At 76.2% G+C, this 12,836-nt stretch carries 14 protein-coding genes; 6 read left to right on the top strand and 8 right to left on the bottom strand.

Annotated elements, in window-relative coordinates; genetic code table 11:
• Positions 1–41 precede the first annotated feature (41 nt).
• Positions 42–1,505: a hypothetical protein gene (locus ACI794_RS15255; RefSeq protein WP_456603011.1), complete on the top strand. Its 1,464-nt coding sequence runs from the start codon at positions 42–44 to the stop codon at positions 1,503–1,505.
• A 46-nt stretch (positions 1,506–1,551) separates the two neighbouring features.
• Positions 1,552–1,701: a hypothetical protein gene (locus ACI794_RS15250; protein WP_456603010.1), complete on the top strand. Its 150-nt coding sequence runs from the start codon at positions 1,552–1,554 to the stop codon at positions 1,699–1,701.
• Here the strand turns inward: ACI794_RS15250 and ACI794_RS15245 are convergent.
• Positions 1,698–2,735 (bottom strand): ion channel, encoded by a 1,038-nt coding sequence (locus ACI794_RS15245; protein ID WP_456603009.1) that lies wholly within the window; start codon positions 2,733–2,735, stop codon positions 1,698–1,700. The two genes, ACI794_RS15250 and ACI794_RS15245, sit on opposite strands and share 4 nt — an antisense overlap.
• Before the next feature lie 158 nt (positions 2,736–2,893).
• On the opposite strand from ACI794_RS15245, the gene ACI794_RS15240 reads away from it, so the two are divergent.
• Positions 2,894–4,081 (top strand): acyl-CoA dehydrogenase family protein, encoded by a 1,188-nt coding sequence (locus ACI794_RS15240; protein WP_456603008.1) that lies wholly within the window; start codon positions 2,894–2,896, stop codon positions 4,079–4,081.
• Between the two features lie 16 nt (positions 4,082–4,097).
• On the opposite strand, the gene ACI794_RS15235 is transcribed toward ACI794_RS15240, so the two are convergent.
• On the bottom strand, positions 4,098–4,358 hold the full coding sequence (locus ACI794_RS15235) for a hypothetical protein (protein ID WP_456603007.1): 261 nt from the start codon (positions 4,356–4,358) through the stop codon (positions 4,098–4,100).
• A 152-nt stretch (positions 4,359–4,510) separates the two neighbouring features.
• Between ACI794_RS15235 and ACI794_RS15230 the strand changes: the two genes are divergently transcribed.
• Positions 4,511–4,816 (top strand): hypothetical protein, encoded by a 306-nt coding sequence (locus ACI794_RS15230; RefSeq protein WP_456582396.1) that lies wholly within the window; start codon positions 4,511–4,513, stop codon positions 4,814–4,816.
• A gap of 29 nt (positions 4,817–4,845) precedes the next feature.
• Positions 4,846–5,622 (top strand): esterase/lipase family protein, encoded by a 777-nt coding sequence (locus ACI794_RS15225; RefSeq protein ID WP_456616780.1) that lies wholly within the window; start codon positions 4,846–4,848, stop codon positions 5,620–5,622.
• Between the two features lie 44 nt (positions 5,623–5,666).
• On the opposite strand, the gene ACI794_RS15220 is transcribed toward ACI794_RS15225, so the two are convergent.
• Together ACI794_RS15220 and ACI794_RS15215 are read right to left on the bottom strand one after the other, a co-directional pair.
• Positions 5,667–6,602 carry an alpha/beta hydrolase gene (locus ACI794_RS15220; RefSeq protein ID WP_456616779.1) on the bottom strand — a complete coding sequence of 312 codons (936 nt, stop codon included), beginning with the start codon at positions 6,600–6,602 and terminating at the stop codon, positions 5,667–5,669.
• Positions 6,603–6,646: 44 nt separating this feature from the next.
• Positions 6,647–8,146 carry a flavin-containing monooxygenase gene (locus ACI794_RS15215; RefSeq protein WP_456616778.1) on the bottom strand — a complete coding sequence of 500 codons (1,500 nt, stop codon included), beginning with the start codon at positions 8,144–8,146 and terminating at the stop codon, positions 6,647–6,649.
• 90 nt (positions 8,147–8,236) lie between these two features.
• Here ACI794_RS15215 and ACI794_RS15210 point away from each other — a divergent pair, with 90 nt between their 5' ends.
• Positions 8,237–9,262 (top strand): AraC family transcriptional regulator, encoded by a 1,026-nt coding sequence (locus ACI794_RS15210; RefSeq protein ID WP_456616777.1) that lies wholly within the window; start codon positions 8,237–8,239, stop codon positions 9,260–9,262.
• Between the two features lie 13 nt (positions 9,263–9,275).
• Here ACI794_RS15210 and ACI794_RS15205 read toward each other — a convergent pair whose 3' ends face one another.
• The 4 genes from ACI794_RS15205 to ACI794_RS15190 form a co-directional block, all read right to left on the bottom strand.
• Entirely contained in the window at positions 9,276–10,070 is a 795-nt protein-coding gene (locus ACI794_RS15205) for an adenosylcobinamide-GDP ribazoletransferase (RefSeq protein WP_456603003.1), read from the bottom strand.
• Positions 10,067–10,612 carry a bifunctional adenosylcobinamide kinase/adenosylcobinamide-phosphate guanylyltransferase gene (locus tag ACI794_RS15200; protein WP_456603002.1) on the bottom strand — a complete coding sequence of 182 codons (546 nt, stop codon included), beginning with the start codon at positions 10,610–10,612 and terminating at the stop codon, positions 10,067–10,069. The genes ACI794_RS15205 and ACI794_RS15200 overlap by 4 nt, the downstream gene beginning before the upstream one ends.
• Positions 10,609–12,303: a 5,6-dimethylbenzimidazole synthase gene (bluB, locus tag ACI794_RS15195; RefSeq protein WP_456603001.1), complete on the bottom strand. Its 1,695-nt coding sequence runs from the start codon at positions 12,301–12,303 to the stop codon at positions 10,609–10,611. The genes ACI794_RS15200 and bluB overlap by 4 nt, the downstream gene beginning before the upstream one ends.
• 84 nt (positions 12,304–12,387) lie before the next feature.
• Positions 12,388–12,831 (bottom strand): MarR family winged helix-turn-helix transcriptional regulator, encoded by a 444-nt coding sequence (locus ACI794_RS15190; RefSeq protein WP_456603000.1) that lies wholly within the window; start codon positions 12,829–12,831, stop codon positions 12,388–12,390.
• Positions 12,832–12,836: the final 5 nt, after the last annotated feature.

The raw sequence follows: 12,836 nt of genomic DNA, 5'->3' as shown, positions 1-12,836 counted from the left end.
CCTCCGCCGCCCGGCCGGTGGCACCGCCGGTGCGCCGGCGCGTGGTCCCGGCTCGGTCGGCACCACGGCCGTCGCCGCCGGCCCGGTACCAGGCCCAGCTGCTGGCCCGCCGCCGGCTGCGTGCGCTGGCCGCCATGACCGGCGGCGTGGGCTCCGCGGCCCTGCTCGCCCTGACCGGGTTCGGGGCACCGGTGCCGGTGGCCGGCGCCGTGGAGGTGGCAGCCGACGACCGGGTGGACCCGCAGGCCTGGGTCCTGCCCGAGGGCGCCGGCATGGGGCCGCTGGTGATCCCGACCATCGGTGCGCTCCCCCCCGGCTCCGCCGACTGGTTCCTCCCTGGCGCGCCCGCCGCGGCCGCCCCCGTCGCCGATTCCCCCGCCGTCTCCGTCAGCTCCGTCCGGAAGGTGGTGTCATCGGCCGAGCGCGCCCTCGACGCCGCCGTCGACGCCGCCCTCGACGCCGAACTCGACCTCGACTCGGGCCCCGGCCCCTCCGCGGCGCCGGCGGCGCCCACGACCGCGCCGCCCCCGTCCGCGGCGGACCGCGGTGAGTCCCGGGACCAGGCCGTCGCGCCGCCCACCCACCCGGCACCGCCCGCCGGGTCCACGGCCCCGGCGACGACCCTGCCGCCGTCCGGACCGTCCTCCTCGGTACAGCCCTCCCCGGCGACCACCCCACCGGCGACGACCCTGCCGCCGTCCGGACCGTCCTCCTCGGTGCAGCCCTCCCCGGCGACCACCCCACCGGCGACCACCCCACCGGCGACGACCCTGCCGCCGTCCGGACCGTCCTCCTCGGTGCAGCCCTCCCCGGCGACCACCCCACCGGCGACCACCCTGCCGCCCGCGAACCCCTCACCCACGGAGCCGACCCCCGCGGCCCCCTCACCCGCCGTCCCTACACCCGCCGTCCCGACGCCCACGGACCCGACACCCGCGGCCCCCTCACCGGCCGACCCGACGCCCACCGACCCACCCCCGGTGGAGCCACCCCCGGCCGCGGAGCCGCCGCCTGTCGAGGAGCCGCCGCCTGTCGAGGAGCCGCCGCCACCCGCCGTGGAGCCGCCGCCCGCCGAGCCGGTCGAGCCGGCGCCGGTGGAGCCGCCGCCGGTCGTGATCGTCCCGGGATCCGCCGTGGACGTGCCCGACCCCGCAGGCGGTTCCGCCCTCACCGTCACCGTGGAACACGTCCTCGCGGGCGCGTCCTGCGCCGACAGCTCCGTCGTCGCGGGCATCGGCACGCTGGTGGCCGTCCGCATCACGGTGACCACCGGCGCCGACCTGGCCCCCCTGGGTGGGGAGCGCAGCGTGGGGCCCGGCGACTTCCGCCTGGTGGGGGACGACGGGAGCGTGGCCACCGGCGGCGCACCCGCCGGCTCCTGCGACACCGGTGCGGCGGCCTTCCCGGGCGGTCCGCTGGCGCCGTCCTCCGCAGTCACCGGCACCGTGGTGCTGGACGTGCCGGCGCGGTCGGGCACCGTGGTCTTCCGCCCGGCCTGGCTGTGAGCCTGGTGAGGCAGCGGGCCGGGGTGCGCTGCGGCAGGGTGGGGGCATGACGACGCCGGAGCCCGAGACGCCGCAGCCCCGCGACATCGCCCTGGAGCAGGAGTCGCCCGAGATGGCGGCGTCCCTGGAGGCGCAGAGCGCCCCGCGCGAGGCGCCGCAGGGCGACGAGGGGGACCTCGAGGGCCACCCCTCCTAGGCCTGGGAGCGGGCCCCGCCGGTGAGCTGCCGGGCGGGGATGCGGCCCTCGGCCACGTAGTACAGCGTCGTCCCGGCTTCCAGCGGGGTGTCCCACGTCGGGCTGACCGCGAGCCCCTGGGGGCCGCGCACCGCGAGCACGGTCGCGCCGAAGGTCGCGCCGAAGTGGCGCTGGCACTCGCCGAACGTGCCGTGCGGGAAGCCCCGCGGCACCGTCAGCGAGTAGGTGTTGCGCCCGCCGTGGGTCATCAGCTCGCTGTAGACCTGGGTGATCCCGGGGTCGTTCGCCTCCTCGGTCAGCAGCGAGGGCATGTGCCACTGCACGGCCTGCACCCCGGCGCTGACGTAGCTCAGCGTCTCCCGCCGCTCGAGGTCGCGCAGGGCGGCGACGAGGTGGACCCCCGGCCGGGCGTGCTCGACGGCGACCGCGACGGCGAGCGTCTCGTTGTCGTCCCGGGCGTCGATGACCACCGTCCGCGCCGCCGGCACGCACGCCCGCCGCATGACGTCCTCGTGGGTGAGGTCGCCGCGGACGAAGTGCACCGCCGGCACGTCGGGCATCGGGTTCTCGCCGACCTCGTCCCAGGCGCAGAGCACCACCTGGGTCCGCCCCTCGGCGGTGAGCTCGGCGACGATCCGCTCGGTGCGCCCGGGCCAGTAGCCCAGCAGCACCACGTGGTCGGACATGTCCAGGGGGACCACACCTCTCAGACGCCGGCCCCGCAGCGACTGCAGGGCCTCGGACAGCTGGGTGAACAGCAGGGTCAGGGTGACGATGCCGCCCACGATCACGTAGGCGCCGATCAACCGGCCGCCGGTCGAGCTCGGGAAGACGTCGCCGTAGCCCACGGTCGCGGCGGTGACGAGGAAGTACCACCAGTAGGTGCCCGGCGCGGTGATCCCGCTGTCCGCCGGCTCGACCAGCGCCATCGCCAGCCAGCTGGAGAGGAAGACGAACGCCGCGACGGCGAGCGGCAGCCGCCAGCCGCTCAGGCGCAGCCGGACGAACCGGGCGAAGTGGACGAAGAACGGCAACGGAGCTCCTGGGGCGGGAACCGGGACGACGCAAGCTACCGCGGCAGGCCCCCTCCCAGCACCGCGCCGATCGGTCCGGCCGGCGCCTCTGCCGGTCGATGCGTGATAGCACGCTGCACGAGGGGCAGCATCCGCCGGTTCGCCGTACGTTCGGGGTCGTGACCGTCGACAGCCCAGACTTCTACGCCATCGAGGACCTGCTCGAGCCCGCCGAGATCGAGCTCCGCGACCGGGTGCGCGCCTTCTGCGACGCCGAGGTCACACCGCACATCAACGACTACTGGGAGCGCGCGGACTTCCCGTTCGAGATGGCGCAGAAGCTCGCGGGGGTGGGGGTCGTCGGCGGCACCATCGAGGGTTACGGGTGCCCGGGGATGAGCAACGTCGCCGCGGGCCTCGTCGCCGCCGAGCTCGCCCGCGCCGACGGCAGCATCGGCACCTTCAACGGGGTGCACAGCTTCCTCGCGATGCAGTCGATCGCCGTGCTCGGCGACGAGGAGCAGCGGGAGCGCTGGCTGCCGGAGATGGCGCGGCTGGAGAAGATCGGCGCCTTCGGCCTCACGGAGCCCGCGCACGGCTCGGACGCCGTCGCCCTGGAGACCTCGGCCCGCCGCGACGGCGACGCCTACGTGCTGAACGGGCAGAAGAAGTGGATCGGCAACGGCTCGATCGCCGACTACGTGATCATCTGGGCCCGCGGTGAGGACGGCGCGGTGGGCGGCTACGTGGTGGAGAAGGGCACGCCGGGCTACGAGGCCACCGTCATGACCGGCAAGACGGCGCTGCGGGCGGTGTGGCAGGCGGAGATCACGCTGACCGACGTCCGGGTGCCGGCGGAGAACAAGCTGGCCAACTGCCACTCCTTCAAGGACGTCTCCCAGATGCTCGACCGGACCCGGTACACCGTGGCCTGGCGGGCGCTGGGGCTGGCGACGGCGTCCTACGAGCTCGCGCTGGCCCATGCGCTGCGGCGGGAGCAGTTCGGCCAGCCGATCGCGGGGTTCCAGCTGGTCCAGGACAAGCTCGCGCGGATGCTCGCCGAGATCACCTCGATGCAGCTGATGTGCTGGCGGCTGTCCAAGCTCGCCGACTCCGGCCGGATGACCGCGGCCATGGCGTCGCTGGCCAAGATGAACCACGCGGCCAAGGCCCGGGCGATCGTCGCCGACGCCCGCGACATCCTCGGTGGTGACGGCATCCTCCTGGACCACCACATCGCCCGGCACCACGCCGACATGGAGGCGATCTTCACCTTCGAGGGCACCGACTCGGTGCAGGCGCTGATCGTCGGGCGGGCGATCACCGGGCTGTCCGCGATCAGCGGCCGGAAGCCCGAGAAGCGCTGAGCCGGCCGGCCGGGGGTCAGCGGGCGGAGGTCAGCCGGCTGTCGACGGCGGTGATGCGCGCGCACTCGGGGCAGCCGGTGCGGCCGACGCCGACGCGCTCCCACCTCTGCGAGCCCCAGACCTGGACGATGGCGCCGCAGACGGCCAGCTCGACCTCGCCGTCCAGCTCGGCCGGCGGGCGGTGCGCCTCGACGGCGTGCCACGGGTAGCTCTGCTCGGTCCGCTGCCCGGCCGACCAGCGGTCGGGTCGGGCGAATCCCACGGCGTACGTGTCCACGGGTCACACGTGCCCCAGATCACTCCCGCTCAATCCCCTCGATCGGGCGAACACGGCTCCGGTTCGGGCGCAACGCGAGGCCCGACCCGCACGCCGGTGCGGGCGGCCCGCGCGCGCTACCGTCGGAGGCCTCGCGCGGGAGGTGCACGCAGATGGATCCGATCAGCCTGCTGGTGGGCGCCGGGCTGCTGGGCGCCGGCTTCCTCGCCGGCCGGATGGGCCGCCGCCGGGGCAGCGCCCCGCCGCCACCGGTCACGCCGCTGTGCGGCTGCGGGCACACCCTGAGCCAGCACGACACCGGGACCAACACCTGCTACGCCGAGCTGCGCCGGGACACCTACGACAAGCGCGGCCGCTGGTCCGGGCACAGCTGGGTGCCGTGCACCTGCCGCCAGTACGTCGGCCCGCGGCCGATCGACGAGGTGTTCGTGCCCCGGGTGCTCCCACCGGGCGACTGACACCTGCGCCTCGCGGGCATGCAGGTCGGGTGAGCACTCCGTCCGGGCGCCCCCGCGCCGCCCGCACCGACGACCTGCTGGCCCTCACCGAGCCCGTCCGCGCCGTGATGAGCGCGGGTGCGCTCGCCGCCGGCACCCCGCTGCTGCGGTGGGCCCCGCGCGGCGAGCCGCACCCGGTCGTCGTCCTGCCGGGGTGGCTGGCCTCCGACGTCTCCACCCGGACGCTGCGCCGCTGGCTGGGCCGCCTCGGCTACCCGGCCGTCGGCTGGGACCTCGGCCGCAACCACGGGCCGCGGCCGGAGGTCGTGGACGGCGTCCGCGACCTGGTGCGGCGGCTCGCCGACGAGCACGGAGGCCCGGTGAGCATCGTCGGGCAGAGCCTGGGTGGCATCTTCGCCCGCCGGCTGGCCGAGCGCTCGCCCCGTCTGGTGCGGCAGGTGGTCTCACTCGGCTCCCCGTTCGCCGCCGTAACCTCCCGGGCGCGCCCTGCCGGCACGCGCGCCGGCACCTACGGCGAGCTGCGACGGCTGCGGGCGGTGCAGGACGTGCGCCCCGCCCGGCCGCTGCCGGTGCCGAGCACCTCGGTCTACTCGCGGTGGGACGGCGTCGTCGACTGGCGCACCTGCCTCCAGCAGGAGGGACCGACCAGCGAGAACGTCGCCGTGCACGCGAGCCACCTGGGCATGGGGGTGGACCCGGCCGTGCTGTGGATCGTCGCCGACCGGCTGGCGCAGCCCCAGGGCGCCTGGCGGCCGTTCCAGCGGCCCACGCGCCTGGGCCTGCGGGCGCTGTTCCCGGAGGCGTGAGGAGCGCGGCGGAACCGGGACAGGGGTTCCGCCGCGTCGTCCCCTCAGCGGTGCAGCAGCTCCCCGAACCGGGCGCAGGACTCCTCGATCGCCTTGTGGGCGGCCGGCGAGATCGTCCCCATGTCGAAGAAGCCGTGGATCATGCCGTCGTAGCGGAGGACCTCGGCGGTCACGCCCGCCGCGCGCAGCGCCTCGCCGTACGCCTCGCCCTCGTCGCGCAGCGGGTCGTACTCGGCCGTGACGACGACCGCGGGCGGGAGCCCGGAGAGGTCCCCGTGGTGCAGCGGCGACAGCCGCGGGTCCATGGCGTCGTCCCAGCCCTCGGCGTAGTGCCCGTAGAACCAGTCCATGGTGTCCTTCTCGAGGAAGTAGCCCTTGGCGTTCTCGATCCGCGACGGGTACTCGCCCTCGGCGTCGACCGCCGGGTAGATGAGGAACTGGGCGGTCATCGGCGTGCCGTCGGCGTGCAGGGCCTGCGCGACGACCGCGGAGAGGTTGCCCCCGGCGCTGTCGCCGGCGACGCCGAGCCGCTGGTCGCCGCCGAACTGGTCCAGGTGGGCGGCGATCCAGCGGGCGGCCGCCACGACGTCGTCCACCGCCGCCGGGAACGGGTGCTCCGGGGCGAGCCGGTAGTCGACGGCGACGACGACGGCGCCGCTGCCCCGGCAGACGTTGCGGGCCATGTTGTCGTGGGTGTCCAGGTCGCCGATCACCCAGCCGCCGCCGTGGAAGAACACGACCGTGGGGAACGGCCCCTGACCCTCGGGGCGGTAGACGCGGGCCTTCAGGTCGCCCTCGGCACCGGGAACGGTCCGGTCCTCCGTGCTGGCCACCGGCACCAGCTGCTCGGGGGTGCGCGCGCCGTGGGTGAGCGCCAGGTAGAGCGCCCGCCCGGCCTCGGGGGTGCCTTCGTACATGGGCGGCAGCCCGGCCTCCTCCATCATGGTCAGCATCGCGGCGATGTGCGGGTCGACGGGCACGTGGTCTCCAGATCTGTGCGGGTGGGAGTGGGCGGGGCGGGCGGTCAGCGGTAGACCAGCGACCCGTCGTCGAGGTCGACGGCAGGCAACGCCGTCCGTTCGTGGGCGTACTCCAGCAGGTGGGTCCACGGCTCGCGGTCCCCCTGCTTGAACATGCGGTCCACCGAGCGCATGACGTAGCCGGAGTTGAAGTTCTCCGGATCGGCCCAGGGCCGCAGCGGCATGTCCGCGTCCTCGGGGCGCAGCGTGGGCACGACGACGAAGGCGCCGCGTTCCTCCAGGTGCGCCAGGAGCCGGCAGACGAGCTCGCTCACCAGGTCGGCCCGCAGCGTCCAGCTCGCGCGGAAGTACCCGAACACGTACGCCATGTTGGGCACGCCGCTGATCATCGTGCCGCGCCAGGTGACCCGTTGGGTGAAGTCCACCGGTTCGCCGTCCACGGTGAACGCGATCCCGCCGAAGAGGCACAGGTCGAACCCGGTGGCGGTCACCACGATGTCGGCCTCCAGCTCCTCGCCCGAGGAGGTGCGGATCCCGGTCTCGGTGAAGGTGTCGATCGTGTCCGTGACGACCGAGGCCTTGCCCTCCCGGATGGCGGTGAACATGTCGCCGTCGGGCAGCAGGGCGAGCCGCTGCTGCCAGGGCCGGTAGGTCGGGCTGAAGTGCTTGGCGATGTCGAAGCCCTCCGGCAGCAGCGGACGCATCGCCTCGATGAGCATCTCGCGCAGCTCGTCAGGCGACTCGAACGACATCCGCGTGATCTCGTCGCCCTCGGCGATGTAGGCGCGGCGGAGGATCTCGTGGGTCCAGTCGTCGGGCACGTCGAGCGCGCGCAGGGTCTCGGCGAGCTCGTGCGTCCGGGGACGGGCGAAGAAGAAGGTCGGGGACCGCTGCAGCATGGTCACGTGCGCGGCGGTCTCCGCCATGGCCGGGACGATCGTCGCCGCGGTCGCGCCCGAGCCGATGACGACGACGCGCTTGCCGGTGTGGTCGAGGTCGTCCGGCCACTGCTGCGGGTGCACCACCACCCCGCGGAAGCGGTCCGTCCCGGGCCACTCCGGCCGGTAGGGCTGCCCGTGGTCGTAGTAGCCCTGGCACATCCACAGGAAGTCGGTGGTGAGGGTCAGCTCCTCGCCGGTGTCCTCGCGGCTGACCCGCACGGTCCACCGCCGCTCGGCCGACGACCAGCTCGCCGAGGTCACGCGGTGCCGGTAGCGGATGCTCCCGGCCAGGTCGTCCTCGGCGATGACCTCGTCGAGGTAGGACAGGATCTCGGCCGAGGTGGCGATCGAGGCGCCGCGCCAGGGCTTGAACTGGTAGCCGAAGGTGAAGAGGTCGCTGTCCGACCGGACGCCGGGGTAGCGGTGCGTCCACCAGGTGCCGCCCCGGTCGTCGAGGGCGTCGAGGACGGTGAAGGTCCGTCCCGGGAAGCGGTCCTTGAGGTGGTGGGCCGCCCCGATGCCCGAGATCCCGGCACCGACGATGAGCACGTCGACGTGCTCGGTCGTCGACGTCCTGGCGGGTTCCTGCGCGATCGCCGTCATGCGTGATGTCCCCTCCGTGCCCGACCGTGACGTCCGCGAACGTAAGGGCGGGACCGCGGTGTGAGCCATGGCACAATCGGCCGCACCTTGATGATTTCGGCCAACTCCGTCCACGCCGCGGCCCGGGGCACCGGCAGCGCGGCGCTGCTGTGCGCGCTCGCGGAGGAGCACGGCCTGGACCGGGCCGACCTGCTCGCGGCGGCCGGCGTCACCGAGGCGCAGCTCCGCGACCCGGCGGCGGAGATCAGCGCCGAGCAGGAGGTCCGGCTGGTGGCAGCCCTGGTCGGCGCGCTCCCCGAGGACGGCGGCCTGGCCGCCGGGGTGCGCTACCGGCTGGCCACCTACGGCATCTGGGGCTTCGCCCTGCTCTCCAGCCGCACGCTGCGGGAGGGGCACGAGGTGGCCATGCGCTTCCTCGACCTGACCTACGCGCTCACCCGGATCAGCGCGCACGAGGAGGACGGCGAGCTCCTGCTCTTCTTCGACGACCTCGAGCTGCCCGACCCGGTGCGCCGGTTCGTCCTCCTGCGCGACAGCTCGGCGGCCCTGCAGCTGTGGCGGGAGTCCCTGGGCCGGCCGGTCGTGCCGCGCCGGGTGGAGCTGCAGCTGCCCGAGCCCGCCGACCCCGCGCCCTACGCGGAGGCGTTCGGCGTCCCGCCGCGGTTCGCCGCGCCGCGGTCGGTCCTGGTCTTCGACGCCGTGCTGCTCGACCAGCCCCTCCCCCAGGCCGCCCCGCTGACCGCCGCGCTGTGCGAGGCGCAGTGCCGCGAGCTGCTGGAGCGCCGTGTCCACCGCCGGGGGCTCAGCGGCCAGGTGCGGGACGTGCTGCTCCGCCACCCGCAGCGGATGCCCGGCCAGGAGGCGGTCGCGGCCGAGCTGCACATGAGCGTGCGCACGCTGCGGCGCCGCCTGGACGAGGAAGGGACGAGCTTCCGCGCCGTCGTCGACCAGACCCGCAGGCACCTGGCCGAGGAGCTCCTCGCGACCGTCGGGCTGAGCGTGGAGCAGGTCGCCGAGCGCATCGGCTACTCGGAGGCCTCGGCGTTCGTGCACGCCTTCCGGCGGTGGACCGGCGACAGCCCGCGACGGTGGGCCCGATCCGCCGCGCGGGACTGAGAGCTCCGCTCGCTCAGGCCCAGGCGGTCCCGGCGGCCAGCACGACGAGTGCCGTGGTCGTCCCGGTCTCCACGGCGGCGCCGAAGACGTCGCCGGTGACCCCGCCGAGCCGGCGGCCGGCGTGCGCGGTCAGCGCCGCCGCGGCCGCCAGCGCGACCAGCACCGCGGCGACCGCCCAGCCGGCGTCGGCCGGGGAGCCACCCGCCAGCAGCCGCAGCCCGGCCGCGGCGGCGAGGAGCAGCAGCGTCGCCGTCCACCGGACCGCGGGCGTTCCCGCCCCGGCCACCAGGACGCCGAGCGCCGAGCCCGCCGCCGGTGGGCGCGCCGCCGCGTGCAGCACCGCCACCCGGCCGGCCGTCGTCGCCAGGACGACGCAGACCAGGCCTGCGGTCCGCGAGGAGTCGTCCAGCACCGCCCCCAGCGCCGCCACCTGGACCACGAGCAGGCAGACGAGGGCGGCCACCCCGAACGCGCCGACGTCGGGCCGCCGCATGATCGCCAGCGCCTGCTCGGCCGGGCGGCCGCTGCCCAGGCCGTCGGCGAGGTCGGCGGTGCCGTCGAGGTGCAGCCCGCGGGTCAGCAGGGCGAGCGCGCCCACCACCACCGCGGCGGCCAGCAGCGGGGCGCCGCCGTCGCTCCCCCGCCACACCGCCAGCGCCGGCACGAACGCCAGCGCCCCGAGCAGCGCGCCCACCAGCGGTAGCCACCGCAGCACGCCGGCGCCGGGCACGCGGGCCGACGGCGGCACCGGCAGCACGCTGAAGACCCCGAGCGCGGCGAGCGGCCCGCCGCGGGCGGGCCCGGTCACCGGAGCCGTTGCGGGATGCCGGCGGTGACCAGCCACACCCGCTGCGACGCCGCCGCCACCCGCGCGTTGAGGATGCCCAGCTCGTCGCGGTAGCGGCGCCCCGAGACGGTCGCCGGCACGACGCCGGAGCCGACCTCGTTGCTGACCGCGACCACCCGGCGGCGGGTGCCCGTCCAGGCGGCGACGACGTCGTCGACCGCGCGGGCCAGCCGCTCGTCCGCGCCCTGCTCCCCGGTCCAGACCCCGCAGTCGTCCATCGCGCGGGCCAGCCAGGTGGAGAGGCAGTCCACCAGCAGCGGCGGGCCCGCCTCCCCCAGCACGCCGACCAGGTCGACGGTCTCGCGGGTGCGCCAGCTCGCCGGGCGGCGGTCGCGGTGCAGGGCCACGCGGTCGGCCCACTCCGGGTCACCGCCGTCGGCGGGCAGGCCGCAGGCCACGTACTCGACCTGCCCGGCGCGGCCCAGCAGCTGCTCGGCGTGCCGCGACTTGCCCGAGCGCGCCCCCCCGAGCACCAGCGTGCGCCGCGGTCGGCGCAGGCTCACGAGACCCGCCCGGCGGTGCGCCGGGCCCGCAGCGCGGTGAGCAGCAGCTGCGCGGCCAGCGCGGCGCCGACGCCCTCGCCGGCCCGCAGGCGCAGGTCCAGCAGCGGCTCCAGCCCCAGGTCGGTGAGGACGGCGGCGTGCCCGCGCTCGCGGCTGCGCTGGCCGGCGACCAGCGCCGTCTGGGCGGCCGGCTCCAGGCGCACCGCGACGGCGGCGGCCACGGAGGTGACCAGCCCGTCGAGGACCACCGGCGCGCCGGCCGCGGCGGCGCCGAGCGTGACGCCGGTGAGCACCGCGATCTCCGGCCCCCCGAGCGCGGCGAGGAGGGTCATCGGGTCGGCGGAGCCGCGCTCCTCCCGGACCCGGTCCAGGGCACCGCGGACGACGGCGCGCTTGCGGTCGAGCATCGCCGCGTCGGCGCCCGCGCCGAGGCCGACGGCATCGTCGGGGTCGAGCCCCAGCAGGCCGCAGGCGAGGGCGGCGGCCACCGTGGTGTTGCCGATGCCCACCTCGCCCAGGCACACCAGGCCGGCGGCGGCGAGCTCCCGCCCGAGGGCGCGGCCCTCCTCGACCAGCGCCGCCGCCGCGTCGACGGTCAGGGCGTCGGCGGTGAGCAGGTCGCCCTGCGGCCCCGGCGGCACCGCGTGGTGCGCGTGCACCCGCAGCCCGGCCTGGCGGGCGGTCGACGCCCCGAGCGACTCCCCGGTGCGGGTGGCGGCCAGCACGTCGGCGGTCACGGTGAGCGGGTAGGCCGAGACCGCGTGCGCGTGGGCGACGGGGTGGTCGCCGGCGACGACGACCAGCGTGCCGGCGTCCGGCACCGACCCGGGCAGGGCGAGGACGCGGTCGACGGCGCGGTCGAGCACCCCCAGCGACCCGGGGACGGCGAGCAGGTCGTCACCGGTGTCGCGCGCGGCGACCACCGCCTCGGGACGCGGCCCCGCGAGGTGGCTGACGGGGGCGGCCGGGCTGTCGTCGGCCGGCCACCGCTCCCGCAGCACGACGTCCTCGAGGGGGGCGCGGTGGGACCAGCCGTGGCGCACCAGCCCGGGCTCGGGCGGGCGCTCGTCGGGCCAGCCCAGGCAGAGCCAGCCGAGGGTCTGCACCCCCTCCGGCAGGTGCAGCAGCGCGGCGAGGTCGGCCGGCTGGAAGAGCGTCACCCAGCCCATGCCCAGCCCCGAGGCGCGGGCGGCGAGCCACATGTTCTGGATCGCGCAGGCGCAGCTCCACAGGTCGGCGTCCGGGAAGGTCGCCCGGCCCAGCACGCCGGTGGCATGGGTGCGGCGGTCGCAGGCGACGACGACGCCCAGCGGCGCCTCCCGGATGCCCTCGAGCTGCAGGTCCAGCAGCCGCGCGCGGCGGTCGGGCGTCAGCAGCTCGGCCTGGCGCAGCCGCTCGCGGTCGGCGAGCACCGCGGCGCGGTCGCGGGTGCCCTGCTCGGTGACGACGACGAACCGCCAGGGCTGCGAGTGCCCCACCGACGGGGCCCGGTGACCGGCCTCCAGCACCGACCGCAGCAGCTCCGGCGGCACCGGGTCGGGCCGGTAGCGGCGGATGTCCCGGCGGGCCGCGACGACCGCGTGCAGCGCCTCCACCGTCGCGGGGTCCAAGGCCCAGCCCGCGGGATCGGCGGCCCGCTCGGCGGCGTGCGTCTGGTCACCGATCACCGGGACCGGCCGGGGCCAGGTCATGCCAACTCCTCCATCGGTCTCGGGAAGACCCTCGCACGAGGGCAGGAGCGCGCGGACCCCCGTTCCCCGCACGCGTCCGGCGGCTCAGCCCTCCGGGGTGGCCAGCTCGCCCAGCGCCCGGCGCAACCCCTCGACACGGGCAGGGCCCAGGGAGGCGGCCAGCGCCGCCTCGTGCGCCCGCACCAGGCCCTCCCAGCGGCGCAGCCGGTCGCGGCCAGGGCCGGAGAGGTGGACGACGACCTTGCGCCCGTCCTCGGGGTGCGGCAGCCGGTAGGCCAGCGCCTGGTCGACCGCACCGTCCACCAGCCGGGTACAGGTCGGCGCGGGCAGGTGCAGCGCGGTCCCGAGCTCCCCCATCGTGCGCCCGCCGCCGGTGAGCGCCCGGAGCAGCCGGTACCCGTCGAGCGTGCCGCCGTCCTCGGCGAGCGCGGCCGCCACACCGCCGGCCACCCGGCGCTGGGTCACCGTCAGCAGCTCGACCAGGTCGTCTGCGGCGGTTACCGCCTCGACGTCACCGCCCGGGAACATGGGGA

It is taken from the genome of Blastococcus sp. SYSU DS0541 (assembly GCF_054050875.1).
Note: the sequence above shows the minus strand (reverse complement) of the source record. Positions and strands in the feature narration are given on the sequence as shown.

Bases quoted from the DNA above. Each gene is read 5' to 3' on its own strand.
- ACI794_RS15250 (WP_456603010.1), top strand. From the start codon at position 1,552: ATGACGACGCCGGAGCCCGAGACGCCGCAGCCCCGCGACATCGCCCTG.
- ACI794_RS15230 (WP_456582396.1), top strand. From the start codon at position 4,511: ATGGATCCGATCAGCCTGCTGGTGGGCGCCGGGCTGCTGGGCGCCGGC.
- ACI794_RS15215 (WP_456616778.1), bottom strand. From the start codon at position 8,146: ATGACGGCGATCGCGCAGGAACCCGCCAGGACGTCGACGACCGAGCAC.
- ACI794_RS15210 (WP_456616777.1), top strand. From the start codon at position 8,237: ATGATTTCGGCCAACTCCGTCCACGCCGCGGCCCGGGGCACCGGCAGC.
- bluB (WP_456603001.1), bottom strand. From the start codon at position 12,303: ATGACCTGGCCCCGGCCGGTCCCGGTGATCGGTGACCAGACGCACGCC.
- ACI794_RS15190 (WP_456603000.1), bottom strand. From the start codon at position 12,831: ATGTTCCCGGGCGGTGACGTCGAGGCGGTAACCGCCGCAGACGACCTG.